General features: G+C 67.3%; 25 protein-coding genes, 3 tRNA genes and 1 pseudogene. 14 read left to right on the top strand and 15 right to left on the bottom strand.

Going from position 1 to position 26,821, the window contains the following annotated elements:
* Positions 1-11: 11 nt before the first annotated feature.
* Positions 12-422 (bottom strand): SufE family protein, encoded by a 411-nt coding sequence (locus tag P0084_RS01045; protein WP_308914936.1) that lies wholly within the window; start codon positions 420-422, stop codon positions 12-14.
* Positions 423-611: 189 nt separating this feature from the next.
* On the opposite strand from P0084_RS01045, the gene P0084_RS01040 reads away from it, so the two are divergent.
* Complete coding sequence (locus tag P0084_RS01040) at positions 612-989, top strand: hypothetical protein (protein WP_308914935.1); 378 nt, start codon at positions 612-614, stop codon at positions 987-989.
* Here P0084_RS01040 and rnd read toward each other — a convergent pair.
* The 3 genes from rnd to purM are packed head-to-tail and all read right to left on the bottom strand — an operon-like array spanning position 976 to position 3,854.
* Entirely contained in the window at positions 976-2,154 is a 1,179-nt protein-coding gene (gene rnd, locus P0084_RS01035) for a ribonuclease D (protein WP_308915057.1), read from the bottom strand. The genes P0084_RS01040 and rnd overlap by 14 nt on opposite strands.
* 43 nt (positions 2,155-2,197) lie before the next feature.
* On the bottom strand, positions 2,198-2,821 hold the full coding sequence (purN, locus tag P0084_RS01030; RefSeq protein WP_308914934.1) for a phosphoribosylglycinamide formyltransferase: 624 nt from the start codon (positions 2,819-2,821) through the stop codon (positions 2,198-2,200).
* Positions 2,814-3,854 carry a phosphoribosylformylglycinamidine cyclo-ligase gene (gene purM, locus P0084_RS01025; RefSeq protein ID WP_308914933.1) on the bottom strand — a complete coding sequence of 347 codons (1,041 nt, stop codon included), beginning with the start codon at positions 3,852-3,854 and terminating at the stop codon, positions 2,814-2,816. The genes purN and purM overlap by 8 nt, the downstream gene beginning before the upstream one ends.
* A 106-nt stretch (positions 3,855-3,960) precedes the next feature.
* Between purM and P0084_RS01020 the strand changes: the two genes are divergently transcribed.
* Positions 3,961-4,037 (top strand) — tRNA-Ile (locus P0084_RS01020).
* A gap of 12 nt (positions 4,038-4,049) precedes the next feature.
* On the opposite strand, the gene P0084_RS01015 is transcribed toward P0084_RS01020, so the two are convergent.
* The gene (locus tag P0084_RS01015; protein WP_308914932.1) at positions 4,050-5,303 is read right to left on the bottom strand and encodes an ATP-binding protein; all 1,254 of its coding nucleotides are present in this window, start codon (positions 5,301-5,303) and stop codon (positions 4,050-4,052) included.
* A 39-nt stretch (positions 5,304-5,342) separates the two neighbouring features.
* On the opposite strand from P0084_RS01015, the gene P0084_RS01010 reads away from it, so the two are divergent.
* From P0084_RS01010 to P0084_RS00960, 11 genes are all read left to right on the top strand, one after another.
* Positions 5,343-6,227 (top strand): MBL fold metallo-hydrolase, encoded by an 885-nt coding sequence (locus tag P0084_RS01010; protein ID WP_308914931.1) that lies wholly within the window; start codon positions 5,343-5,345, stop codon positions 6,225-6,227.
* A 73-nt stretch (positions 6,228-6,300) separates the two neighbouring features.
* Positions 6,301-6,375: transfer RNA gene (locus tag P0084_RS01005), tRNA-Asn, on the top strand.
* Between the two features lie 102 nt (positions 6,376-6,477).
* A complete protein-coding gene (locus P0084_RS01000; RefSeq protein WP_308914930.1) occupies positions 6,478-7,509 on the top strand; it encodes a LacI family DNA-binding transcriptional regulator in 1,032 nt (343 codons plus the stop codon).
* A 95-nt stretch (positions 7,510-7,604) separates the two neighbouring features.
* Positions 7,605-8,924 (top strand): ABC transporter substrate-binding protein, encoded by a 1,320-nt coding sequence (locus P0084_RS00995; protein WP_308914929.1) that lies wholly within the window; start codon positions 7,605-7,607, stop codon positions 8,922-8,924.
* A 141-nt stretch (positions 8,925-9,065) separates the two neighbouring features.
* A complete protein-coding gene (locus P0084_RS00990) occupies positions 9,066-9,932 on the top strand; it encodes a carbohydrate ABC transporter permease (protein ID WP_308914928.1) in 867 nt (288 codons plus the stop codon).
* Positions 9,933-10,097: 165 nt separating this feature from the next.
* Entirely contained in the window at positions 10,098-10,928 is an 831-nt protein-coding gene (locus P0084_RS00985) for a carbohydrate ABC transporter permease (protein WP_308914927.1), read from the top strand.
* 13 nt (positions 10,929-10,941) lie between these two features.
* Positions 10,942-11,946 (top strand): ABC transporter ATP-binding protein, encoded by a 1,005-nt coding sequence (locus tag P0084_RS00980; protein ID WP_308914926.1) that lies wholly within the window; start codon positions 10,942-10,944, stop codon positions 11,944-11,946.
* Entirely contained in the window at positions 11,943-12,716 is a 774-nt protein-coding gene (locus tag P0084_RS00975) for an L-iditol 2-dehydrogenase (protein ID WP_308914925.1), read from the top strand. The genes P0084_RS00980 and P0084_RS00975 overlap by 4 nt, the downstream gene beginning before the upstream one ends.
* A complete protein-coding gene (locus P0084_RS00970; RefSeq protein ID WP_308914924.1) occupies positions 12,704-14,170 on the top strand; it encodes a mannitol dehydrogenase family protein in 1,467 nt (488 codons plus the stop codon). The genes P0084_RS00975 and P0084_RS00970 overlap by 13 nt, the downstream gene beginning before the upstream one ends.
* Before the next feature lie 49 nt (positions 14,171-14,219).
* A tRNA-Gly gene (locus tag P0084_RS00965) sits at positions 14,220-14,293 on the top strand.
* Between the two features lie 18 nt (positions 14,294-14,311).
* Positions 14,312-14,797 carry an acyl-CoA thioesterase gene (locus P0084_RS00960; RefSeq protein WP_308914923.1) on the top strand — a complete coding sequence of 162 codons (486 nt, stop codon included), beginning with the start codon at positions 14,312-14,314 and terminating at the stop codon, positions 14,795-14,797.
* A 1-nt stretch (position 14,798) separates the two neighbouring features.
* On the opposite strand, the gene pgi is transcribed toward P0084_RS00960, so the two are convergent.
* The 4 genes from pgi to P0084_RS00940 are packed head-to-tail and all read right to left on the bottom strand — an operon-like array spanning position 14,799 to position 19,722.
* Complete coding sequence (gene pgi / locus P0084_RS00955; RefSeq protein WP_308914922.1) at positions 14,799-16,424, bottom strand: glucose-6-phosphate isomerase; 1,626 nt, start codon at positions 16,422-16,424, stop codon at positions 14,799-14,801.
* A gap of 22 nt (positions 16,425-16,446) precedes the next feature.
* Positions 16,447-17,118, bottom strand: a complete 672-nt coding sequence (pgl, locus tag P0084_RS00950) for a 6-phosphogluconolactonase (RefSeq protein WP_308915056.1) — start codon at positions 17,116-17,118, stop codon at positions 16,447-16,449.
* Between the two features lies 1 nt (position 17,119).
* On the bottom strand, positions 17,120-18,574 hold the full coding sequence (gene zwf / locus P0084_RS00945) for a glucose-6-phosphate dehydrogenase (protein WP_308914921.1): 1,455 nt from the start codon (positions 18,572-18,574) through the stop codon (positions 17,120-17,122).
* A 17-nt stretch (positions 18,575-18,591) separates the two neighbouring features.
* Entirely contained in the window at positions 18,592-19,722 is a 1,131-nt protein-coding gene (locus tag P0084_RS00940) for an anhydro-N-acetylmuramic acid kinase (RefSeq protein ID WP_308914920.1), read from the bottom strand.
* Positions 19,723-19,845: 123 nt separating this feature from the next.
* On the opposite strand from P0084_RS00940, the gene P0084_RS00935 reads away from it, so the two are divergent.
* Positions 19,846-20,025: a hypothetical protein gene (locus P0084_RS00935; protein ID WP_308914919.1), complete on the top strand. Its 180-nt coding sequence runs from the start codon at positions 19,846-19,848 to the stop codon at positions 20,023-20,025.
* A gap of 73 nt (positions 20,026-20,098) precedes the next feature.
* Here P0084_RS00935 and P0084_RS00930 read toward each other — a convergent pair whose 3' ends face one another.
* The 6 genes and pseudogenes from P0084_RS00930 to P0084_RS00905 form a co-directional block, all read right to left on the bottom strand.
* Positions 20,099-20,650, bottom strand: coding sequence for a peptidylprolyl isomerase (locus P0084_RS00930; RefSeq protein WP_308914918.1), 552 nt, complete (start codon positions 20,648-20,650; stop codon positions 20,099-20,101).
* Entirely contained in the window at positions 20,643-21,143 is a 501-nt protein-coding gene (locus P0084_RS00925; RefSeq protein WP_308914917.1) for a peptidylprolyl isomerase, read from the bottom strand. Before P0084_RS00925 ends, P0084_RS00930 begins: the two co-directional genes overlap by 8 nt.
* A gap of 103 nt (positions 21,144-21,246) precedes the next feature.
* Entirely contained in the window at positions 21,247-22,005 is a 759-nt protein-coding gene (locus P0084_RS00920; protein ID WP_308914916.1) for a DUF533 domain-containing protein, read from the bottom strand.
* 70 nt (positions 22,006-22,075) lie between these two features.
* A pseudogene (locus P0084_RS00915) lies at positions 22,076-24,434 on the bottom strand (TRAP transporter large permease).
* Positions 24,435-24,573: 139 nt separating this feature from the next.
* Entirely contained in the window at positions 24,574-25,524 is a 951-nt protein-coding gene (locus tag P0084_RS00910) for a TRAP transporter small permease subunit (RefSeq protein ID WP_308914915.1), read from the bottom strand.
* An 84-nt stretch (positions 25,525-25,608) separates the two neighbouring features.
* A complete protein-coding gene (locus P0084_RS00905; protein ID WP_308914914.1) occupies positions 25,609-26,691 on the bottom strand; it encodes a TRAP transporter substrate-binding protein in 1,083 nt (360 codons plus the stop codon).
* Positions 26,692-26,821: the final 130 nt, after the last annotated feature.

Here is a 26,821-nt window from a genome sequence, read left to right as displayed (position 1 = left end):
CTGGTTGCTACTCAATCGGTTTGTGCTGCCGTGGCACGGATCCGTTCGACCATCGCCCGCAAGCCATTCGAGCGCTGCGACGACAGATGGTCGTGCAGACCCAACCTCGCGAGTTCGGTGGGCGCGTCGACCGCGTTCACCCGTTCCACCGGCAGACCCGCATACAGGGTATGGAGTACGGCGATGAGTCCGCGGACGATCATCGCGTCCGATTCGCCCGCGAAGTCGAACGTGCCATCGGCGATGCGCGGATGAAGCCAGACCTGGCTCGCGCAGCCATCGACCTTCGTCGCAGGAACCTTCAGGGCATCGTCGAGCGGTGGCAGCGCTCGGCCCATATCGATGACGTGCCGGTACCGGTCCTCCCAATCGTCGAGGAACGCGAACGTCTCGACCAGATCCTCGAACGCGTCCTGTGCCATGAAGGGTCCTCGTATCGATCCGTCCGCACCTAGGTGCAGACCATCCCATCGTCCAGCGGCTTCCCAAGCGATCCTCGATCGGTTAGCCGCCAGGCGACGACGCAAGACCCGGGGACATTCATGCGCGCGATCGCGATCATCCTGTGTGCCGCCTCCATCATAACCGCGTGCGGTCTCGGAGGATCGCGCTTGAACCCCCTGAACTGGCTTGGTGGCGATCGTTCGGAACCGATCGCCGTTCGAGCAGGCACCGCGGCCTCCCCCGTGGTCCAGCAGGTGCTGTCGCTCGATGTCGCGAACACGCCGCCCGGGCTGATCGTAAGCGCGATCGGGCTGCCTCCGACCCAGGGGTTCTGGAACGCCGAACTCGTCCGAGTCCCATCGGCCGAAGCCGGACTCTACCTGATGGAATTTCGCTTGCTACCCCCGCCCGACCGTCGTCCCGTCGGGGCCCAACCGTCCCGGGAGGTTCTGGCCGGTACGTTCCTGACCCAGCAGGACTTGGCAGGCGTGGACCGGATCGCGGTCCAGGGGGTTATCAATCGGCGCGTGATCAGCCGTCGGTAACCGTTTCACCCAAGGGAACCACACGCACGGCGTTCCCCTCGCACGCAAGCGCTATCTCCCCATTGCACAACCGCAAAGCGTCACGTCCGAACACCTTCGCACGCCATCCCTTCGACCAGATCCCGTCGCGTGCGCCGGCGGCGATGTCGTCAAGGTCCGAGGCAGTGGCGATCAGCTTCGATGCTACGCCCGCCCGTTCCGACATCGCCTTCAGCAAGACGCGCAGCAGGTCCGCCAGCGCCGCGTTCGATTGATCCCGCGACTTGGGTTGCGGCAAGCTTGGAAGGTCTTCTTTCGGGACGGCCAGACCCCCTTCCACCGCCTGCAGGATTCCCGCGGCGACCGGATCGCGCCGCCCTTCGCGCAGGAGCAGGCGAGCCTTCCCGAGATCCTTCGGATCCCTCGGCTTCAGCGACGCCAACTCCAGCAGCGCATCGTCCTTGAAGACCCGTGACCGCGGCACGTCGTTCGATTGGGCATAGGTCTCCCGAAAGGACGCGAGGCGTTGCGCGATGGCGACGAACCGAGGCGTCGGATTGCGCATCTTCAGGCGTTTCCAAGCGTCCGCAGGTTCGGTGCGATAGGTCGCCGGATCGCGAAGCACCGCCATCTCCTCCTCGACCCAGGCGCGCCGCTGGGTACGATCCAACTCGGCCGATAGATGCTCGTAGATGTCGCGCAGGTGCGTGACGTCGGCCAGCGCGTACCGCTTCTGCGAATCCAACAGCGGTCGTCGCGACCAGTCCGTGAACCGGCTCGATTTGTCGATCTGCGCCCGGGCGATCTTGCGGGCGAGGGTCTCGTACCCCACTTGCTCGCCGAAGCCACAGACCATCGCGGCGACCTGCGTGTCGAACAACGGCTCCGGGATCACATCGCCTTCGATGGCGAAGATCTCAAGGTCCTGACGGGCGGCGTGGAACACCTTCACGGTGCCGTGGTCACGGAACAACTCGTACAACGGCCCGAGATCCAGACCATCGGCGAGGGGATCGACCAGTACGGCGTTCGACGGGTCGTCGCCCGGGATCGCCAACTGCACGAGGCAGAGCTTCGAATAGTACGTCCGCTCGCGCAGGAACTCCGTATCGACGGTCACATACGGCGCGGCGGCAGCGCGCATGCAGAAGGCGGCCAGGTCGTCCGTCGTCGTGATCGTGCTGATGTCGTCGTCGGCTATGATAACGCTCCCGAATGTGTAGCGATCCCTATCGTGGGACATCGGAATTTGGAAGCGGTGACGCCACGGATGCCGCCATATCGCCAGCGACGCCGCGCAGGATCCGGGGATAGAGTTCATGCTCCGCGGCCAAAACGCGAACGGCCAACGTCGTTGGGCTGTCATCGGCCAAGACGGGCACGCGCGCCTGCCCTAGGATGGGTCCCGCATCCAGGTTGGACGTGACGGAATGCACCGTGCATCCCGCCTCTGCGTCCCCGGACCGAATGGCCCGTACATGGGTATCCAGCCCCGGGTATTTGGGCAGCAGGCTGGGATGGATGTTGACGATCCGATCCGTCCAGCGATCGATGAAACGGTGGGTCAGGATACGCATGAACCCGGCCAAGGCGATCAGATCGGTGCCCGCCGCGGCGAAGGCTGCGTGCAACGCGTCCTCGAACGCGGCGCGATCGGGATAATCCGTATGGTCCACGATTGCGGTCGGGACCCCGAGGTCGCACGCTCGTGCCAACCCCCCCGCATCCCGGACGTTCGACACCACCAATACGGGCCGCGCCGGGTGGTCCCCCGTCATCGAGCGCACCAGCGCCGCCATGTTCGAACCACCGCCTGAAATCGCGATGCCGACGTTCACGCGCCGGTCAGACACCGAACGTGACGCCGCGACCCGGTTCGACACGACCCAGAATGCAGACCGTTTCGCCTGCATCCGTCAGCAGGGTGGCGAGGGCATCGACCTCGCCGGGGTCGCAAACGAGGACCATGCCGATGCCGCAATTGAACGTCCGCCGCATCTCCGCGCCGGCGATGCCGCCCGCTTCCGCCAGCCAAGCGAAGACGGGCGGGGGGGTCCAGGCCAACAGGTCGACGTGAACGCCCAAGCCATCCGGAAGCACGCGAGGCAGGTTCTCCGTCAGGCCACCACCGGTGATGTGAGCGAGGGCGTGAACGCCACCGGCCCGGACTGCCTGCAATACGGGGCGGACGTATAGCCGCGTGGGGGTCAGCAGGGCCTCCCCCAGCGTCGCATCCCCGGCGAAGGGGGCGGGATCGTTCCATCCCAGGCCGGCTCGTTCGGCCACGCGGCGCACCAGCGAGAAGCCGTTGGAATGGACGCCTGCGGATGCCAGTCCCAGCAACACGTCGCCGTCCGCCACGTCCCGGGGCAGCACGCCCCCCCGTTCCACCGCACCCACGGCGAAGCCCGCAAGGTCGAAGTCACCGGCTGCGTAAAGGCCCGGCATCTCCGCCGTCTCGCCACCGATCAAAGCGCAGCCTGACGCTTTGCAAGCTCGGGCGATGCCTTCGACAACCCGGGCCGCGGCATCGACCTCCAGCCGTCCGGTCGCGAGATAGTCAAGGAAGAACAGAGGCTCTGCGCCCTGGCAAATCAGATCGTTGACGCACATCGCCACCAAGTCCTGACCAATGCCCTCCAGGCTATCCGTGTCGATGGCGAGGCGCAGCTTGGTCCCGACGCCATCCGTCGCCGCGACCAGGATGGGATCGACGTAACCCGCGGCCTTCGGGTCGAACAATGCGCCGAACCCGCCGAGGGCGCCCACCGTCCCCGGGCGATCCGTCGCCCGCGCGGCGGACTTCGCACGGTCCACGAGCGCATCGCCGGCAGCGATGTCCACTCCGGCCAGCGCATAGGTCAAGCCATCCTTCGCCCCGGTCATGCCATCCCCCTGCCCCAGACGTCCGCCGCGCCCCTAACAGCGAGCGTCCGCCATGCCAACGTCCGCTTGGCGTGCGCATCGCGGTCTGCTAGATCGCCCCCGTGGCGGGCCTGTAGCTCAATCGGTTAGAGCAGAGCGCTCATAACGCTTTGGTTGCGGGTTCGAGTCCTGCCAGGCCTACCACGTTCCCGTCGATCAACGCGGCAGCACGATCTCGGCCTTCAGCCCGCCCATCTCGGACGTGCCGAGGCGAAGCGTGCCGCCGTGGGCGCGCGCGACGTCCTGTACGATGGCCAGACCCAGGCCGACGTTGCCCCGGGTGTTGCTGCGGGCGCGGTCGAGACGGGCGAATGGCCGGGTGGCGGCATCGCGATCATCCTCCGCTATGCCGGGGCCGTCGTCCTCCACGGCGACGATGCAGGCATGCTCCGATCCATGCACCGATACGACGATCCGCTCGCCATAGCGGGCCGCGTTCGTGACGAGGTTCTGGACGGCGCGCCGCAGTGCCGTCGTGGCGACCCGGACGGTCACGGGATGGCCCCCGACGGCTACGTCGCGGTTCGGCAGCGCCTGGCCCACCGCATCCCGGACGAGATCGGTCAGGTCCACGACCTCCGTCGCGGCGGTCGCGTCGCCGCGCGCGAAGTCGAGGAACGTGTCGATGATCCGCTCCATCGCCGCCACGTCGTCGCGCAGGGACGACGCCTCCTCCCCGTCCATCATCGACAGTTCCAGCTTCATCCGCGTCAGGGGGGTCCGCAGGTCGTGGCTCACTCCCGACAGCAGGAGCGTCCGCTGCTCGATATGCCGCTCGATCCGCGTACGCATGTCCAGGAAGGCGGTACCCGCCGACCGGACCTCCGTCGCTCCGGTCGGCCGGAACGGAAGCGTTTGTCCTTTTCCGAACGCTTCGGCCGCGCGTGCGAGACGCCGGATCGGACGGATCTGGCCCCGCAGGAACAGCATGCTGATCCCGGTCATCACCAGGGCGACGAAGACCATCCAGACGAGCAATTGATGCGGGTTGGACGCCGTCACCTCGCCGCGGGCGAAGGCCAGCCCGGTACCGTCGGCGAACCCGACGCGGACCTGCTTGTCGCCGGTGCGGAGGTCGAGGGCTTCGAGGTCGGGGATGGCCTGCTCCATCCGCGCCAACATCGCCCGGCCCGACAGGTCGAACCAAGCGATCCGCGTCCGATCGGGCGGATCCACCCATGTCAGACCCAAGGCTTCGCTCAGCTCCGGTCGGTCGCGGACGAGCGCCAGTTCCCGCGTCATGTTCGCCGTCATCTGGTCGGTCACGTCCTCGAAGTGGCGCTGCAGGAACAGGACGGCGACGACCAATTGGATTACCAAGATCGGTAGGATCAGGATCATGGCAGCCCGCGCATAGAAGCTGCGCGGCAGCCAGGTGCGGGCTTGCGAGGGCGAGGTGAGCGCGGTCATGCTGCCACGCTAGGGAACCGCGACGTCGGGGGAAAGCACATGGCCGCGACGTCGCTCCAGCCGGGCCTGCTGCGCGTCGTCGCGCCGAACCCGTCCGCCATGACCGCGGATGGAACTGCGACCTATGTCCTGGGGGCAGGACGGAACCGGGCGGTGATCGATCCGGGTCCGAGGGATGGTGGGCATCGCGATGCAGTCCGGGCCGCGATCGGCTCCGCCCATGTCACGGCGATCCTGGTGACCCATCCTCATCTGGACCACAGTGCCGGTGCCCCGGCCCTGGCCGCCGCGACGGGGGCACCGGTCCTGGCCTACGGGCGGGCGGGGGACGGGCGGTCCGAACGGATGGCCGGTCTGGACAGGCTCGGCGGTGGCGAGGGCGCGGATCTGAGCTTCCGTCCGGATCGCAGCCTTTCCGATGGAGCGATCGTTGCCGGAGACGGCTGGACGCTGCGCGCCGTCTGGACGCCCGGGCACATGGGCGCACATCATGCGTTCCACTGGTTGGAAGGACGGGCCGCTTTCACCGGTGATGTGGTCATGGGATGGGCTTCCACGATGATATCTCCCCCTGACGGCGACGTGGACCGGTTCCTCGCGTCGATCGATCGCATTGCCGATTTGGAACTGGATCGGCTGTATCCGGGCCATGGAGAACCGGTCCTGGACCCGAAGACACGATGCGCGGAGCTTCGCGCGCATCGAATGGATCGGGAGCGAGCGATCTTCGACTACCTGAACCACCTGGATCGCCCCGCGACGATCCCCGAGATCGTCGACGTAATCTATGTGGGGACGCCGCCATCTCTCCGCGCGGCGGCAGCGCGGAACGTCCTCGCCCATCTGATACGCCTCACGTCCCTCGGCCGGGTGGCGGCGGACAAGATGACGCCGGATGGCACGTTCGTGGCGGTGGGTCGGTGATCCGGCATGGCCGATTTTCGAACGCAACCCCCTTGCGCGCCCTCCGCCCCGGCGATATCCGCCGCTCCGGTGTTCCGGCGTAGCTCAGCGGTAGAGCAGTTGACTGTTAATCAATTGGTCGTAGGTTCGATCCCTACCGCCGGAGCCATTCACTTCCATCGCACGATCGTCTGATCGGCTGCCCGACCCGGGTCTTATGTTGGCGGTTTCCCGTCTATGCGCATAGTGTACGCCCGCCGGGGAGGGCGCGATGGACGATCACAAGATCCGCAACATGGAGGAGTTCGCCCGGGTCAGCGGCATTTCACGCCCGACCTTGTCGAAATACTTCCAGGACAGCGAGAGCGTCCGCCCGACCACGCGCGCACGGATCGAGGCTGCGCTAGACCGGTTCGACTACACGCCGAACATCTATGCGATGAATCAGAACAGGCGTCTGACGAAGAACGTCGGGATCGTGGTGCCCTATCTCGCGGACCCTTTCTTCGCCGAGATCGCCCGCCGCATCGAGCGGCGGTGCATCGAGGCCGGGTTCAGTCCGACCCTGTTCAGCGCCCACGGTGATCCGCGGATCGAAGGTGAGATACTCGATACCTTGCGATCGATCCGGCCGGCGGGGATTCTGATGGCCCCACTCGGCCGCCTCTCGGACCGCGCCATGATCGAACGGTTCTGTCGCGACGTGCCGACCGTCCTCTTCGACAGCAACCTTCGGACGTTGGGCGAAGCGTTCATCGGATCCGACAACGCGTCCTTCGTCGAACAGGCGATCGACTACCTTTGCCGGGATGGCGGTCGACCCTGGTTCTTCGGAATGCGCACGCCCGCCAATCCGAACGCGAACAAGCGGCGCGATGCTTATGTCGCGGCGATGCGCCGGCGCGGATTGGAGCCGGAGGTGGTCGAGATCGAGGGCGAGGGGTGGGAATTCGAGCGGATCGGCTACGAGGGGGCCACCGCGCTCCTCGCCGATGGCGGCCTGCCGGGCGATGCGGTGTTGTGCAGCAACGATCGGCTCGCGATCGGACTGCTCTCGGCAGCCTTCAATCACGGCGTCGCCGTAGGCCGGACCAAACCAGGTGCCCTACGGGTCGCCTCGATGGACGACCATCCGGTCGCGCGCTTCACATGTCCAGCGCTCACGACCGCCGCCCACGACTACGATGCCGTCGCGGGCGAGAGCGTGGCGACCCTGATCCGGGTGATCGAATCGGGCGGGCGCCTTCCCCGCCGGACGGAGCGGCTGATCCCCGCACGTTTGGTCATACGGGCATCCGCCTGAAAGTTTACCCGCGTAAAAAATCGTTGACAGAATTCCATCGGTGGGGAATTGTCACCGAACAGGTGCAGAGACACGGCACCCGGGAGGAGATATTCATGACCATCAGAACGGCGCTCTGCGCCGCCAGCACCCTTGCGATCTGCGCCGCCGGCTCCGCCTTCGCGGACGGCCATCAGACGACCGTGACCATCGCAACCGTGAACAACGGCGACATGATCCGGATGCAGGGGCTGACGGACGCCTTCACGGAGCAGCACCCCGACATCGCCCTTGAATGGGTGACCCTGGAGGAGAACGTCCTTCGCCAGCGCGTGACGCAGGACATCGCCACTCAGGGCGGTCAGTTCGACGTGCTGACCATCGGGATGTACGAGACCCCAATCTGGGCCGAGCAGGGTTGGCTCGTCGCGCTCGACGACATGGGCGAAGATTACGATGCCGACGACATCCTGCCGGCGATGCGGGAAGGTCTGTCCTACGACGGCACGCTGTACGCCGCGCCGTTTTACGGCGAATCGTCGATGGTGATGTATCGGACCGACCTGTTCGAGGAAGCCGGCATCGACATGCCGATGGAGCCGACCTGGCAGCAGGTCGCAGACGCCGCACGCCAGCTCACTGACCGGGACGCCGAACAGTACGGCATCTGCCTGCGCGGCAAGGCCGGCTGGGGCGAGAACATGGCCTTCATCACGACCGTCGGCAATGCCTTCGGCGCGCGCTGGTTCGACGAGGACTGGAACGCGCAGGCCGATAGCCCCGAATGGTCGGAGGCGATCAACTTCTACAACGACCTGCTGACGGATGCCGGCCCTCCGGGGGCTGCCACGAACGGGTTCAACGAGAACTTGGCGCTGTTCCAGCAGGGCCGCTGCGCGATGTGGATCGACGCCACCGTGGCGGCGTCCTTCGTGACGAACCCCGACGATTCCGAAGTCGCGGATTCGGTCGGCTTTGCGCTGGCGCCCGATGCGGGCAACGGAAAGCGGTCGAACTGGCTGTGGGCATGGGCGCTGGCGGTGCCGTCGGGCTCCGACGCGACCGAGGAAGCGAAGACGTTCATCTCCTGGGCGACGTCGAAGGACTACATCGAGCTGGTCGCCGAGAACGAGGGCTGGGCCAACGTGCCTCCGGGCGCTCGCACCTCCCTCTACGAGACGGCCGAGTATCAGGACGTTCCCTTCGCGGAGATGACCTTGAACTCGATCAACGCGGCCAACCCGTCCGAACCCACCGTCGACCCCGTTCCCTACGTGGGCGTCCAGTACGTCGCCATTCCCGAATGGCAGGGAATGGGCACCGCCGCGGGGCAGGAGTTCAGCGCGATGCTGGCTGGTCAGCAGACCCCGGAGGAGGCCCTGCAGAAGGTGCAGGACCTGTTCAACGAGGAGATGGAGGCCGCGGGCTACCGCTGAGCCTGATGCGGGGGCGCTTGACGGCGCCCCCGTCGACATCCGCGCGGAGCCACGTGCCGCCCCCGCGACGATCTGACGATGCGTCCTCTGGGTCAGGCCCCGGGGAACGAACGGTAACGACGCCAGCCCGGGGGGCATCCGATGGCAACGAAGGCATCCCAATCGGCCGCGCGCCTCATGATGGCGCCGGCCGTCGTCCTGCTGCTCGGCTGGATGCTGGTTCCGCTGATTACGACGCTCTACTTCAGCTTCGCCGACTTCCGACCCCTGCGCGGCGTGTTCGAGCCGTGGATCGGGTTCGATAACTACGAACGGTTCGTTTCGTCGTCGTCGTTCTGGGACGCAGTGACGACCACCCTCGTGATGGTGGGCGCCATCCTCGCGATCACTGTGACCCTGGGCGTCCTGCTCGCGCTGCTCCTGGACAAGCCGATGTTCGGCCAGGGCGTGGTCCGGATCCTGGTCATCGCGCCGTTCTTCGTGATGCCGACCGTGTCCGCGCTCGTGTGGAAGAACATGATGATGGACCCGGTCAACGGCGTCCTATCGCATGTCTGGCGCTTCTTCGGTGCCACCCCGCACGACTGGTTGGTGGAGACGCCGCTCCTGTCGATCATCTTGATCGTGTCGTGGCAATGGCTCCCCTTCGCGACGCTGATCCTGCTGACTGCCGTGCAGTCGCTCGACGGCGAGCAGTTGGAGGCCGCGGAGATGGACGGAGCCCCGCCGCTGAAGCGGTTCTGGTTCATCATCCTGCCCCACCTGGCCCGCGCCATCACGATCGTGACGCTCATCCAGACCATTTTCCTGCTGTCGATCTTCGCCGAGATATTCGTGACGACCCAGGGGTCCTTCGGCACTCGGACGCTGACCTATCTCGTGTATCAACGGGTCTTGGAATCGCAGAACGTCGGGCTCGGTTCGGCCGGCGGGATCATCGCCGTCATCCTGGCCAACATCGTCGCGATCTTCCTGATGCGGATCGTGGGGAAGAACCTCGATGCGTGATCGTCCCGAACGCGCGCATCGCGCCCTGCCCTCCGAACGGGGGTCCCGCTCTACGTGTTCGAACGGTGCGCAGGTCGCCGCGACTGGACATCGCGTTACCCACTCCCCCGTCGTCTCGCGGTCGAGCCCGACGCTGACGACACTCCCGATCGGAGGGCTTCAGTAATGGCGCGTGCCGCATCCACCGGGGCCAAGATCGGGTGGTCCGCCCTCGCCTGGGCCATCGGACTGCTGATCTTCTTCCCGATCCTCTGGACGATCCTGACCTCCTTCAAGACGGAGGCGGAAGCCATCGCCTCCCCCCCGTCCCTGTTCGCCTTCGACTGGACGTTGGAGAACTACGGCGTCGTGCAGGAACGATCGAACTACGTCCGCTTCCTGTGGAACAGCGTCATCATCGCGGGCGGCTCCACGCTGCTGGGCATCGTGATCGCCGTGCCCGCGGCATGGGCCATGGCGTTCCAACCCACCAAGCGGACCAAGGACATCCTGTTGTGGATGCTATCGACCAAGATGCTGCCTGCCGTCGGCGTGCTGTATCCGATCTATCTGATCTGCATCCAGCTCGGCGTGCTCGACAGCAAGGCGGCCCTCGTATTCATTCTGATGCTGATCAACCTGCCGATCATCGTCTGGATGCTCTACACCTACTTCCGCGAGATCCCCGGCGAGATCCTGGAGGCCGCGCGCATGGACGGTGCGTCGCTGCGCTCCGAGATTTTGTACGTGCTGACGCCGATGGCCGTGCCCGGCATCGCGTCCACCATCCTGCTGAACTTCATCCTCGCCTGGAACGAGGCGTTCTGGACCTTGAACCTGACCGCCGTGAACGCCGCACCGTTGACGGCGTTCATCGCCAGCTATTCCAGCCCCGAGGGCCTGTTCTTCGCCAAGCTCTCGGCGGCATCCACCATGGCCATCGCGCCGATCCTGATCCTGGGCTGGTTCAGCCAGAAGCAGCTCGTCCGTGGCCTGACGTTCGGCGCAGTCAAGTAGGGGAGGCCTTCCGATGGGACGCATCACGCTCAACAACATCACGAAGTCCTTCGGTGACGTCCAGGTCATCCCACCGCTGGACCTGACGATCGAGGACGGCGAGTTCACCGTCTTCGTCGGACCATCCGGTTGCGGCAAGTCGACCCTGCTGCGCCTGATCGCGGGGCTGGAGGACATGACCTCCGGCCACATGGAGATCGATGGCCGCGACGTCACCGACGTACCGCCCGCCAAGCGCGGGCTGGCGATGGTGTTCCAGTCCTATGCGCTCTACCCGCACATGTCCGTCCGTAAGAACATTGCCTTCCCCATGCGGATGGCCGGCGTGGACCAGGCCGAACAGGACGCCAAGATCGAGAAGGCCGCGGCCGCGCTGAACCTGATAGACTACCTGGACCGTCGGCCGGGGCAGCTGTCGGGCGGACAACGGCAACGGGTGGCCATCGGGCGTGCCATCGTGCGCGAACCGGCTGCGTTCCTGTTCGACGAGCCCCTGTCCAACCTGGACGCCGCCCTGCGCGTCGGCATGCGGCTGGAGATCTCCGAACTGCACGAGCGGTTGGAGACGACGATGATCTACGTCACCCACGATCAGGTCGAGGCGATGACCATGGCCGACAAGATCGTCGTCCTGCGCGCCGGCGTGATCGAGCAGGTGGGCTCCCCGCTGGAACTGTATCGGGAGCCGCGCAACCTGTTCGTGGCCGGGTTCATCGGATCGCCGCGGATGAACCTGATCGAGGGGCCGGAGGCGGCCAAGCACGGCGCCACCCATATCGGCATCCGGCCGGAGCACATCGCGGTATCGCCCGATGCCGGCGAATGGGCGGGCAAGGTCGGGGTCGCCGAGCATCTGGGCTCGGACACCTTCTTCCACGTCCATGTGAACGACTTTGCGGAACCCCTGACCGTCCGCGCGCCGGGCGAGGTCAGCTTCCGAAGCGGCGACACCATCCACATGACCCCCGACATCGCCCGGATGCACCGCTTCGGTCGGGACGGCTTGCGCATCGCATGACCCGCCTTGCGGGGAAGCGCGCACTGATCACGGGGGGCGCGCGGGGTATCGGTTCGGCCTTCGCCCGGCGATACGTCGCCGAAGGCGCGCAGGTCGTGATCGGCGACATCGATCCCGCCCGCGCCCGCCGCACCGCGGAGGGGATAGGGAATGCCTGCCATGCGGTTCCGATGGACGTGTCCACGCAAGAAGGGATCGACGCGGGCGTGGCGGGGGCCGTCGACGCTTTGGGCGGGATCGACGTGCTGATCAACAACGCCGCGATCTTCACCGCCGCCCCGATCGTGGACATTGAGCGCGACGACTTCGCGCGAGCCTTCGACATCAACGTGGCGGGCACCCTGTTCACGATGCAGGTGGTGGCCCGGGTGATGATCCGGCAGGGCACCGGGGGTCGGATCGTCAACATGGCCAGCCAGGCGGGCCGGCGCGGCGAACCGCTCGTCGCGGTCTATTGCGCCACGAAGGCGGCCGTCATCAGCCTGACCCAATCGGCGGCGTTGAACCTGATCGCGCACGGGATCAACGTGAACGCCATCGCGCCCGGCGTCGTGGACGGCGAGCACTGGGACGGCGTCGATGCCGCGTTCGCACGGCTCGAAGGAAAGACGCCCGGTCAGAAGAAGCGCGAGGTCGGCGCCGCCGTTCCCTTCGGCCGCATGGGTAGCGCGGACGATCTGACCGGCATGGCCGTGTTCCTCGCGAGTGCGGATTCCGACTACGTCGTCGGGCAATGCTACAACGTGGATGGTGGCCAATGGATGAGCTGACGCAAGCGGACTTGGCACCCCTGACGGTTCCGCCCGCCGGCATCTCGGCCCCGACCTACGACCGGTCGGCTCTGACCCCCGGCATCGTCCACATCGGAACGGGCAACTTCCACCGGGCCCACCAGGCATGGTACCTCCACCGGTTGATGCAGGATGGCTTGGCCCAGGACTGGGCGATCCTTGGCGCCGGCGTGCGCCCCTACGATGCGGCGATGCGAACGAAGCTGGCCGAGCAGGATTTCCTCACGACCTTGATCGAGCTCGACCCGGTGGGAACGAACGCGGAGATCGTGGGCTCGATGATCGGCTATGTCCCCGTCGAGGACGGGCATGGACCGCTGATCGCGCAGATGGCCGCGCCTGCGATCCGGATCGTGTCCCTGACCGTCACCGAAGGTGGATACTTTCTCGGACCGAATGGCCCCGACTTGACGCATCCGGATCTCGTCCACGATTCCGACTTGGCGAACGCCCCCCGGACCGCCTTCGGCGCCATCGTGGCCGCGCTGCGACGCAGGCAGGCGGCGGGGTCCGGGCCGCTGACGCTGCTCAGTTGCGACAATCTGCAAGGCAACGGCACGCTCTTGCGCACCATCGTCACGGGGTTGGTCCGCGCCGGCGATCCCGACCTGGCGGATTGGATCGATGGCGTATGCACGTTCCCCAACAGCATGGTGGATTGCATCGTCCCCGCCACCGGCCCGCGCGAACGTGCGATGGCCCGGGCTCTGGGGATCGCGGATACCGCGCCCGTGACCCACGAACGGTTCCGCCACTGGGTCCTGGAAGACCGCTTCGCCGCGGGCCGCCCCCCTTTGGAACGGGCCGGTGCGGTCTTCACAAGTGACGTCCATGCATTCGAGGCTCTCAAGCTCCGCATCCTGAACGCAGGGCATCAGATCCTGGCGAATGCGGGGGATCTGCTGGGGATCGCCACCATTGCCGGCACGATGAGCCATCCGCTCATCGGCGCGCTGTTCCGACACGTCCAATCGCGCGAGATCCTGCCGAACCTTCACGCCGTGCCCGGGTATACGCCGGATCAATACCTCGACATGGTGATCCCCCGCTTCGCGAACGAGGCCATCGTGGACACGACGCGGCGCGTGGCGTTCGACGGCAGCAGCAGACATCCCGGGTTCCTCCATCCTTCCATCGTCGACAATCTTGCCGCCGGCCGACCCGTGAAGGGATTGGCCTTGGTGGAGGCGATGTGGGCCCGCTATTGCGAAGGCACGCGCGAGGATGGCAGCCTCATCGAGCCGAACGATCCGAACTGGGACGAATTGCAGGCCGCCGCCCGGGCCGCGAAGACCGACCCGGATGCGTGGCTCGGCCTGCGATGCTATGACGGGCTTCGGGATGCGTCCGCGTTTCGGAATGACTTCGACGCCGCCTTGCGATCCGTCTGGTCGGACGGGGTCGAGGGGACCATCCGAGCATACCTACGCTGACGATATCCGCTTGCGGCGGGAATTGCCTGACTGATAGATGGGCGCAGCGGCGGGTATGGTGAAAAGGTATCACGCGAGCTTCCCAAGCTTAAGTTACGGGTTCGATTCCCGTTACCCGCTCCAACCACCGCATGGATCGCGATGGCCGCCACCCCTCCCTTCCTGCGTCCCCTCGATCGCGATACGCTGCGCGCGAACGGCGTACCGGACCCGTTCGATTTCGGTCTGGCCGATCGCGTCCGCTTCCACGAACTCGACGCGCTGAACCACGTCAACAACGCGACCTATCTCAGCTGGTTCGAAACGTTCCGCATCGCCTATCTGCGCGAATACGGTTTGGGCGATTATGCCGATGCGGCAACGCGTCCCGCGCTGGTCTTGAAGCAGATCACGGTCGCCTATCATCGACCGCTGTTCCTCGAGGACGTCTACACCGTGACCGGACGTACGCGTAGCTTCCGCCGGACCTCCTGGACGATGGAATACCGCGTGTATGCCGGTGGCCGCCACTGTACCACAGGCGAGGCGGTGATCTGTCTGATGGAGGCCGATCACAGAACGAAGCGTGCGTTGCCAGCTAGTTACGTCACGGCGTTCACGTCCCGCGACGGCGCGAATCGGGACTAGGTCAAGACCGGTCCCGCCAGCCACGCAGGGTCCGCAACAGTTCTTGTGTCGATGCGTCCTTGCTCGATGCGTCTTCCCCTTCGACCAGCGGCCCGAGCGATGTCGCCAGTGCCTTGCCCAGCTCCACGCCCCATTGATCGAAGCTGTTGATCCCCAGCATGACCCCCTCGACGAAGACCCGGTGCTCGTACAATGCTACGATCCGACCCAACGTGCGCGGATCCATCCGGGGGTAGATCAACGTCGTCGATGGGCGGTTCCCGGCGAAGACGCGATGTGCCGCCTGCCGCTCCAATTCCGCACCGTCGTACCGATCGGCGAGCATGCCCCGCGCCTCATCGAGGTCGCGTCCACGCATCAGCGCCTCCGACTGCGCCAGGCAGTTCGCGATCAGCAACCGGTGGTGGTGATCCAGATCGGGCTCGTGCCCGCGGGCCGCGACGGCGAACTCGCACGGAACGACGGTCCGGCCCTGATGGATCAGTTGATAGAAGGCATGCTGCCCGTTGGTGCCGGGCTCGCCCCAGACGACGGGCCCGGCGGGCCCCTGCAACGCATCCCCCGCGAGGGTCACCCCCTTGCCGTTCGACTCCATCTCCAACTGCTGCAGATACGCGGGCAGACGCGCCAAACGGTCGTCGTAAGGCAGGACCGCCCGGGTCGGATAGCCGCAGACCTGATGGTGCCAGATCCCGACCAGCGCCAACAGGACCGGCATGTTGCGCGCCAGGGGCGTGTCACGGAAATGCGCGTCCAGGTCCCGCGCGCCGCCCAGGAAATCGTCGAACGCATCCGGCCCGATGGCGATCATCAAAGCCAAGCCGATCGGCCCCCACATCGAATAGCGTCCACCGACCCAGTCCGCGAAGCCGAATACCCGCGACGGATCGATCCCGAACGCGGCCGTCTTGTCGGCGGCGGTCGACAGGGCGGCGAACTGGGTTGCCGGGTCGGCGACCGTGCCCGCCATCCAATCGCGCGCCGTTCGCGCGTTGGTCATCGTCTCGATCGTGGTGAAGGTCTTCGACGCCACGATCACCAGCGTCGTGGCCGGGTCCAAGCCGGCGGCCGTATCAGCCCAGTCCGCCCCGTCGACGTTGCTGACGAAATGGCATCGCGGCCCGTCATGATAAGGCACCAGGGCACGGACGGCCATGGCGGGCCCCAGGTCCGATCCCCCGATGCCGATGTTCACGACGTCCGTGATCCGTCCGCCCTGCCCCTCGAACCCGCCGCCTCGGACGGCCCGGGCGAAGTCGCGCATGCGATCCAGGGTCTCGTGGACGCCGAGCATGACGTCGGTGCCCTCCACCATCAATGGCCCGTCCGCCGGAGTTCGGCGCAGGGCGGTGTGCAGGACGGCACGGCCCTCGGTCTCGTTGATCGGATCGCCACGGAACATGGCGTCGCGACGCTCGGGTACGTCGGCAGCCATGACGAGCAGCAGGTCGAGCGCTTCGTCGGTGATGGACGTCTTGGAAAGGTCCAGGACGAAGTCGTCCCTCGCCGCCGTGAAACGTTCCATCCGTCCGGGGCGGTCGAGCAGTTCGGTGATGCGCGCGCCGCGGTGGGACTTCAGGCGTTCGATGCCGTCCCAAAAGTCGGGGGTGCGGTCGGCGTCTGTCATGGCATGGCTTCCATTGGCGGGATCAGGCGGCCCAGTGGACTGTTGCGTTCGGCAGGACTGCGGCGATGGGCTGTTCGATCGGGTCGGCGCCGGCCGCCGCCTCCAACCGCGTCCGCTTGTCGTCGCCCATGATCAGGACATGCGTTTCCATCGCATCGGTCAGGACGCGCCCGGTCAGCGTGATGCGGGGCTCGTCGGCGCCGGGGGCCCGCATCCCCATCAGGATCGGCGCTTCGTCCTCCAACGCAACGGCCAGGTTGTCGCCTTCGGGGAACAGGCTGGCGGTGTGGCCATCCGCGCCCATGCCCAACAGCAGCAGCGAGATCGGGAACTTGCCATCATAGGCATCCATCAACGACGGTATTCCGTCCTCAGGCGTGGCAGTGTCGGCGTACATGGGCACGAAGTTCGCCGCCGCCGCCTTGTCGGTCAGCAGGGTGCGGCGGATCAGCCGGGTATTGGATCGTGCGTCGTCCTCCGGCACCCATCGTTCGTCGTTCAAAAGGACGTCCACGCGGTTCCACTCCATCGGCACGCCCGACAGGATGCCATACACTTCCGCGGGCGACGACCCGCCCGTGACGCAGAAGCTGGCGCGATCGTGCAGGGACAAGCACGATCGCAGCGAAGCGGCCAAGGTATCCGCAAGCCGCATGGCCAGGATCTCTCGGTCGGGATACTCGATCAGTTCCAACTCAGACCCCCAGGTCGCGCCAGCGCCGTCCATCGCGGTGCATCAGCATAAGCGATTCCTCGGGGCCGGACGTTCCCTGCCCATACGGCTCCGGCTTGTCGCCGTTGTCTTCCCACCGCCTGATGACGGGGTCCGTCCATGCCCATGCCGCCTCAACCTCGTCGCCGCGCATGAACAAGGTCTGGTTGCCGCGGATGACGTCCATGATCAGTCGCTCGTAAGCGTCGGGCATCTCCGGATGATCCTGGTTCAACGCATCCGCGAAGGTCATGTCCAGCGGCACCGTCGTCAGGCGCATGCCGCCCGGTCCGGGCTCCTTGATCGTCACCGCCAGGTCCATCCCCTCGTCGGGCTGCAACAGGATACGCAGGCTGTTCGCCTTGCTGCCGCTGTCGCGCTCGAAGATCGAATGCGGCGTTTCCTTGAACTGGACCACGATCTCCGACATCCGCCGGGTCATCCGCTTGCCGGTCCGGAGGTAGAAGGGCGTATGCTTCCACCGCCAGTTGGAGATGCCCACCTTGAGCGCCACGAAGCTCTCGGTGCGACTGTCGGGGTTCTCCGCATCCTCGACATAGGACGGACCTTCGGGCCCGACCTTGTACTGCCCCCGCACCACGTCCTGCGGTTCCACCGGGTCGAGCGCACGGATCACCTTTAGCTTCTCGTCGCGCAGACGATCGGACTCGAACGCGGCCGGCGGCTCCATCGCAATCAGGCACAGCAACTGCATCAGGTGGTTCTGCACCATGTCCCGCATCGCGCCGGACTGATCGTAATACCCGCCGCGTCCGCCCACGCCCACCGTCTCAGCCACGGTGATCTGGACATGATCGACGTAGCGTTCGTTCCACAGCGGTTCGAACAGGACGTTCCCGAAGCGCAGCGCCATCAGGTTCTGCACCGTCTCCTTTCCCAGGAAGTGGTCGATGCGATAGATCTGCGACTCGTCGAAGTTCGCGGCCAGGTCGGCGTTCAGCTTTTCCGCCGTTTCCAGATCGTGCCCGAACGGCTTCTCCACCACCAGACGCGACCGCTCGTCCACCAATCCGTGCGACCGCAGACCGTCCGCAAGGGGTCCGAAGATCGACGGGCCCACGCTGAAGTAGAACGCGCGGATCAGGCCATCGCGCAGCTTGCCCTTCAGTTCGTCCCAACCGCCATCGGCCTTGGCGTCGACGGCGACATAGCTGCACATCTCGCAAAAGGAATCGATCGTCTCGTCCCGGCGCAAATCCGGGTGGACGAACGTGTCCAGGGCCTCGCGCACCAAATTACGGAAGCCCTTCTCGTCCAGCTCGGACCGGGCGGCCCCGATCAAGCGCGCATCGCCTGGCATCTGTCCCGCCAGGTACCGCCGGTACAGGGAAGGGATGATCTTGCGGGCGGCCAGATCCCCCGTCGCACCGAAGAGGACGAGGTCGAAGGCGTCGACCGGTATCGTGCGGGAGACCATCGCAAGCTCCTTTCGCGTCAGCTCGCGAGCCGTTTAGCGTCCGCCCCCCCGGACGCAAGCGACGGCTGCGACACGACGCCCCCGGGGGTCGGTCGCAGCACGCCCGTGGTGCCGGGCAGCGACAACGGCAACCCGCGCAGGACCCGGACAGCCAGGAACGCGAAGGCCTGCGCTTCGAGCAGGTCACCGTCCAGCCCAACCGCCTCGACGGGCCGCACGGGAACGGTCAGCGTCCGCTCCAGGGCGGCCATGATCGCCGGGTTCCGCCGTCCGCCTCCGCATACGAGGACGCGGCGCGGGGGGGCCGGGCACAGGGCCAGTCCCAGGGTCACGCTGCGAGCGAGGACGGCGACCCACGTGGCCGCGGCGTCGGCGGGCGGCAGCGACCCGATGGCGGCCCCCACGCCCGCGAAGGCGTCGCGGTCCAGCGACTTGGGCGCAGGGGCCCCGAAGTACGGATGGGCCAGGACCGCCTCGACCGCCCCGTCGTCCGGCACGCCCGCCGCCGCCAGGGCCCCGTCCATGTCGAAGGGGCGTCCCGTCGCGGTCAGCGCCAGGTCGTCCAGCGGGGCGTTCGCCGGACCCGTGTCGAAGGCGAGGATCCCGTCGTCGCCGTCGTTCGCAGAGTCGATCCAGGTCAGGTTGCCCACGCCGCCGAGGTTCAGGAACGCCACCGGGGCATCCGCCCCGATCCACCGGGCGCAGGCGCGGTGAAACAGGGGCGCCAGCGGCGCGCCCTGCCCGCCCGCCGCCACGTCGGCGGTTCGGAAGTCCCAGGCCACCGGACGGTCCAACCGCGATGCCAACGCCGCACCGTCGCCGCATTGGTGTGTGCGCCGCCCCTCCGGGTCGTGCGACAGCGTCTGTCCGTGGAACCCGATCAGCGCGGCGGCCGGGTCGGCCGCGATCATCTCGCCCAGGATCGCGGCATGGGCATCCTCCACCACCCGCCCCGCCGCGGCGACGCCGGCTCCGCCCGGCCAGCGTCCCAGCGCCGCGCGCAGGATTACGGCCTCCGCCTCGGTATAGGGGCGGAAGGCCCCCGGGCCGAACGCCTCGATCCGTTCGCCGTCCGTCTCGAGGGTGGCGGCATCCACCCCGTCCAGCGAGGTTCCCGACATCGTCCCGATCGCGCGCATCGTCGCCATGCCCCGTCCCTTCCTCGCGTTGCGAGCGCAGCGTCCGACGTGCGGCCCGGCTTGGCAAGGGTGGAACCCGAACCCCGCCCCGCGGGTTCGTCCGTCAAGCAATCATCCCCGGAGCATCGATCTATGAGCGCCCCCAACACGAACCTGGAAAAGCAGGAGAAGCGGCATGCCGGCCCGCTGATCGGCATCACTGCCTGCATCGTCTTCGCAGCGATCATCATCACCGCGTATTTCGGCTTCATCGCCGCCCCGGCGGAGGACGGCGCCGTCGACGCCGGTGCCGCCGTGACCGCGACCGACTGACCTCGAAGACCGACGTATCCAAGCAAAAGGCCGCCCTCCCGGGGCGGCCTTCGTCGTTCGGGCGACGTCCGACCTATTCGACGACGCGGACCCGGCGCATGACATCGGGCGCTTCCGCGACCGACCCGTTCGCCGCGGAGCTGCCGCGCTTGATCGCGTCGACCACGTCCATCCCGTCCGTGACCTCGCCCACGACCGTGTACTGGCCGTCCAGGTGGGGCGCCGGCTCGAACATGATGAAGAACTGCGAATTGGCGCTGTCGGGATCGCGTGACCGGGCCATGCCGACCACGCCACGGCCGAACGACCGGTCCGAGAATTCGGCAGGCACGTTGCCCATGTCGGACCCGCCGGTCCCGGCCCGGGCGAGGTTCGCGCCCTCCCGGCCGTACTGCACGTCGCCCGTCTGCGCCATGAACCCATCGATCACGCGATGGAACACCACCCCGTCATAGGCCCCCTGTTCGGCCAGCGCGGTGATGCGCTCGACGTGCTGGGGGGCCACATCCTCGAACAGGTCGATCGTGACGATGCCGTTGGCCTCCCCTTCGACGTCGATCTCCAGGCCGGTGGCGAAGGCGGGCCCGGCCAGAAGCAGGGCGGCGGCGAAGGATAGCTTACGCATCGGCGGCCACCTTCATGCTGACGATCCTGTCGGGATCGGTGGGCGGCTCGCCCCGCGTGATCTTGTCGACATGGTCCATGCCGTCCACCACGCGGCCATAGACCGTGTACTGGCGATTCAGGAAATGGTTGTCCGCGAAGTTGATGAAGAACTGGCTGTTCGCGGAATCCGGGCTCTGACTGCGCGCGGCGCCCAGCGTGCCCCGGTCGTGCGGGACGCCCGAGAACTCGGCCTTCAGATCCGGCTTGTCGCTGCCGCCCGTGCCCGCGCGGCGGCTGTCGCCCCCGTCCTTGCCATGCTCCACGTCGCCGGTCTGCGCCATAAAGCCGTCGATCACGCGGTGGAAGATTACGCCGTCATACGCACCTTCGCGCGCCAGCTCCTTGATGCGCTCGACATGGCCGGGGGCGATGTCGGGCAGCAGCTCGATCGTGACGGTGCCGTCCTTCAGCTCCAGCAGGATGGTGTTCTCGGGGTCGGGGGTATCGGCCATGCGGCCCTCCGGATGTTCGTGGATTCGCCGCACAGCTAGGGCATGGCCGGGCGAAGGGAAACCCGCGCCGCGCGCGGAGGCGCGGCACGGCGAAGGGCGGCCGTCAGCGCGGCTTGCCCTGGGCGTCGTGCATGTCCTGCACCGTCTGGTCCGGCAGGCGCAGGGCCTTGGCGAACCGGGCCAGGAACTGCTTCTCGGTCGCGCTGTCGGGGTCGATGGCGGTCAGTGCCGCGGCATAGACCTCCGACTCGTGCCCGACAGGGACGTCGGCGGCCAGGCCCTCCGGATCGATGGGCTCCGCCAGCGCGGCCTCCACAGCCGCGCGGTCACCCGGATCGGCGGCTTGGTCGACGACCTCCATCAGGGCCTTCTCCTCGTCGGCATCGATATGGCCATCGGCGCGCACCGCCTGGGCCATCGCCCGGATCATGCAGGCCGCGGTCGCCTCGTCCTGCGGTCCGCTCTCGGCCATCTCCATCGCATGGCCCTCGTCCCGGACGCGACCCTGCTGCACCGCCCCGTGGCCGCCTGCCATCGAGGCCAGCCCACCCAGCAGTCCGCCGAGGCCGCCGCCTGCCGCGCCCGCGCGCCCGACGCCGCCCAGGCCGCCACCGCCGGTGGAACCGCCCAGCGCGCCCAGCAGGCCGCCCAGTCCGCCGCCCGCGGCGCCCGTCCGGCTTCCCATCCCGCCGGACGACCCGCCCAGGTTGCGCAGCAGGCCGCCCAGACCGCCGGACGCGCCGCCGGCGCCGCCCAACTGCCGCTGCAAGCCCTGCAGGCCGCCGTTGCGACGCATCGCATCCACTCCCTTGGAGGCGGCGAACGCGATCGCCATTCCAATCGCCATGCGCTTCAGTGACATCTCGGATCTCCCATATGGACCGGTGCGGGGTGGTCCCTGACCTACACCCACGCCCCCCGGCGGGTTCCCCTCAGTTGTTCGGCAACAAATCTGGAACGATGGTGACGATGCCCGGGAACAGCCACAGGATGCCCAGGCCGATCACCTGGATCAGCACGAAGGGCAGCACCCCGCGATAGATGTGCCCCGTCGTGACCGAAGGCGGCGCCACGCCCCGCAGATAGAACAGCGCGAAGCCGAAGGGCGGCGTCAGGAAGCTCGTCTGCAGGTTCACCGCGACCATGATCGTCACCCATTTCGGGTCCAGCGTCCCACCATAGATGACGGGCCCCACGATCGGGATCACGATGTAGATGATCTCCAGGAAGTCCAGGACGAAGCCCAAGACGAACAGTACCAGCATCACGATGAGGAAGACCTGCACCTCGCTGTCGAAGCTGCGCAGGAACTGCTGGATGTAATGCTCCCCCCCCGAACGAGATCAGCACCAGGTTCAGGACCTGCGACCCGATCAGGATGGTGAACACCATGGACGTGACCTTCGCCGTTTCGCGCACGACCGGGCCCAGGACGCCGGTGCGGAACAGCACCCAGCACGCATAGAGCAGCCCCAGGAACGCGGCGTGGTACGCGATGCCCGCGACGATCCGCGCGACCGTGTCCGCCGCCGTCGTGCCCCCGATGCCACTGCGCATGTCGAAGTTGATGCCGATCAGAAGCATCACGACGAGGGCCAGCGATGCCAGCAGGATGATGCCGCCCGGCCCGTCCTCGTCCTTCAGCTTGCGGAACGCGGCCAGCATGATCGCGCCGGACGCCCCCAGCGCGGCGGCGGGGGTCGGGTTGGTGATGCCCGCCAGGATCGACCCCAGCACCGCGACGATCAGGACCAGGGGCGGGAAGACCACGCGCAGCAGCTCGTTCTCCGCCAGTCGCCCGAAGGCGGGGGCGATGCCGACCAGCGTGATCGCCAGCGGGATCGCCATCAGCACGAAGGTCGCGCCGGACGACGTGTTCGGACCGATCAGGACGATGTCGATCAGGAAGGCCAGCAGGATGCCCGCCGCGCCGATCGCCAGGGGCCGACCCGACGCCAGCGGCGCCACGCCCCGTGCGGTAGCCAGCACCAGCGCCAGCCCCAGGAACAGCACCGCGATGCCCGTGCCGATCGGCGCGGTGCCCGCGATGGCCGCGGCGCGGGCCTCCACCAACTCCTCCTCCGTCAGGTCGCGCGCGACCTGCACGCCGCCCGCGTCCCGTATGGCCTGCTGCTCGGCCACGGCCAGATCCCAGGCCACCTGACCATGCAGCTCGATCATCGAGGCCTGGCATTCGGGGGACACGTTGGTCCGCAGGCTCGCGCCCTGGGTCCCGGCGGTCGACGTGCTGAACGCCGCGTCCTGGTTGCCGATCACGCCCGCCTGCCCCAGCACGATCCCGCCCACGACGATCGCCACGGGAATGCCGAGGAACCAGACCAGCGCGTCGTTCCGGGTGATGGCGGTCCCTCGTCCGCCCTCGATGGTGACGGGCGGGGCCTTCGACGGGTTCACCAGCGCGAACCCGAACGCATAGGCCGCATAGAGGCCGGCCAGGAAGATGCCCGGCAGCAGCGCCGCCTGGAACAGCGTGCCGACCGACACCACCGCGGGTTCCCCCAGCAGGGTCAGCGCATCGCGGCAGCCGGCCAGGACCGCCCGCTCCTCCTGCGCGTTGGAATAGATGTCGCCCGCCAGCGATCCCAGCAGGACGATGACGATCGACGGCGGGATGATCTGCCCCAGCGTCCCCGACGCGGCGATCACGCCCGTCGCCAGTTCGGGGCTGTACCCGTTGCGCAGCATCGTCGGCAGGGCCAGCAGGCCCATCGTCACGACCGTGGCGCCCACGATGCCGGTCGATGCCGCCAGGAACGCGCCGACGATCACGATGCTTACTGCCAAGCCGCCCGGCAGCGGTCCGAAGACGCGGGCCATCGTGTTCAGCAGGTCATCCGCGATGCGCGACCGTTCCAGCGTGATGCCCATCAGCACGAACATCGCGACCGCGAGCAGCGTCTCGATCGACTGGCCCGCGATCACGCGCTCGTTCATCCGGTTGACGACGAAGCCCATGTTGCGGTCCAGCGCGACCTCCCACCCTTGCGGGAACACGGCCTCCTCGATGCGCGGCAGGTCGGGATACCGAAAGATCGAGATCGCCTCGCGCGCCACCCCGTCCGCCACGAGGGCGGCATACTCGGCCGACCCGCTGTCGATCGCCTGGTGGATCAGGATGCCCGCGCTATCCAGCGCCGCGATGATCGCGAAGCTGATGACGCCCGCTCCGGCAATGGCGAAGGCCACCGGAAAGCCCGACATGATCCCGCCGAACAGGCACAGGAACACGATGATCAGGCCGATCTCGACGCCGTCCAAGCCGAATAGCATTTCCGTCTTCTCCCGTCCCCGACCGCGCGGGTCGTCCTGTGCGACCCGCTTGGTGCGGGCTTCGATCGTCCCGCCCCCGGTGGGGCGTCAATGCATCCCGCGTCGCGCGGGCCTCAATGCGTCCCGCGTCCCGCGGGCCTCAATGCGTCGTCTTGGCCGCCGGCTGGACGGCGACGTCCGTTCCGGTGGTGGTGGTGTCGGCGACCTCGTACCCGGTCACGTCGCGGTCCAGGTACCGCCCGGCCGAGATCTCGCCCTCCCGATACTCCAGCCAGGACCGCCAGAAGAACGTCACGGCCTGCAGAAGCGCGGTGGCGGCGAACAGGAGGATCAGGACCTTGAACAGGAAGTACGCGTCGAACCCGTTGGGACTGAAGGCGATGGTCTCGACGTTCCAGCGCAATCCGCGCGACCGCGTCAGCAGCGTTTCCAGATCCTGGCTGGCCGAGATCGCGCCCGTCACCATCGAGCGCCAGAAGAAGAACCAGCCGTACAGCCAGATCAGCAGCAGCGCCGGGATCATGAAGACGATGCAGCCGATCATGTCGACGACCCGCTTCGCGCGGTGCGACATGGTGGCGTAGAACAGATCGACCCGCACGTGCCCGCCCTGGATGAACGTCCACGACACGCATAGGCATACGATCATCGCGTTGTAGAGCTTCAGCTCCTCGGAATACCACGACAGGTCGCGCGTGAACGCCGTCCCGAACGGGCTGATCGAGATCTCGGAGGCCCGGAAGATCCGCTGCAGGAACACGATCATCGTCTGCTGCAGGACCATCAGCAACCCGGCCCAGGCCGCGATGCGCCCCAGCCAGTTCAGCCCGAACTCGGACCCGCGCACGACGCCCCACAGGAACCCGCGGTTCGCGTACCCGATGGCCGTCACCACAAGGAACAGCGTCAGCGCGACGAAGAACAGCTCGCCGCTCGCGCCGTAATAGATGACGCGCGCCAGGGATTGCTTGTCTTCCGGCGTTTCCAGCCCACCGACCCACGCCAGCCACAGGTCGGGGTTGAACAGGGCGACGAACACCCCGCCGACCGAGGAGGCCCAGGTGGCGAAGAAGGCGACGATCGTGTCCATCAAGGTCCCCCGGCCGATGGCGCCCGGCCCGTGCCGGGCGGGTGGTCCGCGCGCGCCGCGAAAGGCGCGCGCGGACCTGAAGCGTCAGCCGATGATGCGGTCGCGCTGCTGGCGGTACACGTCGTCCGAGATCGACGTCCACGCGGAGGTGGAGGCGACCGACGCGTCGAAGCTGTTGCGGATGCGCGCGTACAGCTCGTCGCCCATGTCGGCGTCCAGCGCCTCCTGCGACGCGGCGCCGAAGGCGTCCCACACGTCGTCGGGGAACTGCTTGACCTGCGTGCCGCCCGACACCAGCCGCTCCAGGGCGGCGGCGTTGTTGGCATAGGACTGCGACAGCGACCATTGATGCGTCGCCGCGGCGGCCGCCTCGAAGATCTTCTGCTGCGCGGGCGTCAGGCTGTCGAACACGTCGCGGTTCATGGCCGTGGACAGCGCGGAGCCCGGCTCGTGGAAGCCGGAGGTGTAGTAGAAGTCGCACACCTCCTGCAGGCCCAGCCGCTCGTCGGCGAAGGGTCCGATCCATTCGGCGCCCTCGATCGAGCCCGAGGACAGCGCCTGATAGATCTCGCCACCCGGCACGTTCTGCACCGACGCGCCGGTCAGGCCCAGCGCGCGGCCGCCAAGGCCCGGCATGCGGAAGCGCAGGCCCTGCAGGTCCTCGGCCGAGTTGATCTCGCGGTTGAACCACCCGCCCGGCTGCAGGCCCGTGTTGCCCGCCAGGAACGACTTGAGGCCGAAGATCTGCCCCAACTCGTCGTGCAGCGCCTGCCCGCCGCCATGGTAGTACCAGTTCGCCAGCTCCTGCCCCGTGCCGCCGAACGGCACCGCGGTGAAGAAGTAGTAGCCGGGATGCTGACCGCCGAAGTAGTAGTCGGCCGAGTGGTACATGTCGGCCTGGCCCGACGACACCGCGTCGAACACCTCGAACGCGCCGACCAGCGCGCCCGCGGGCCGCTTGTCGACCGTGATCTGGCCGTCCGTCATCGTGGTGATCAGATCCGCCAGGTACACGGCGGCGTCGTCGAACACGGCGAACCCGTCCGGCACGGACGTGACCATCACCAGCGTGCGGTTGCCCTGCGCATAGGCCGGCGCAGCAAGCGTCGTCGCGGCCGCGGCCGTGCCCCCGAGGGCGGAATTGCGAAGAAATGAACGGCGGTCCATGGACCCCTCCCTTTTTATTGTCGCACGGGCCGCGCGCGGCGCGGATCCCGCATCGTCACCCCTTGGCCGGGGCGTGGCGGGGACCCTACATTCCGGGGCCGCCGTGTCAAACCTCCATGCGGGCCGCGCC

Origin of the sequence: Jannaschia maritima (assembly GCF_030973515.1) — a bacterium.
GTDB classification, from domain to species: Bacteria; Pseudomonadota; Alphaproteobacteria; order Rhodobacterales; family Rhodobacteraceae; genus Jannaschia; species Jannaschia maritima.
The sequence above is the reverse complement of the archived record's forward strand: the minus strand, read 5'-3'. Positions and strand labels throughout refer to the sequence as shown.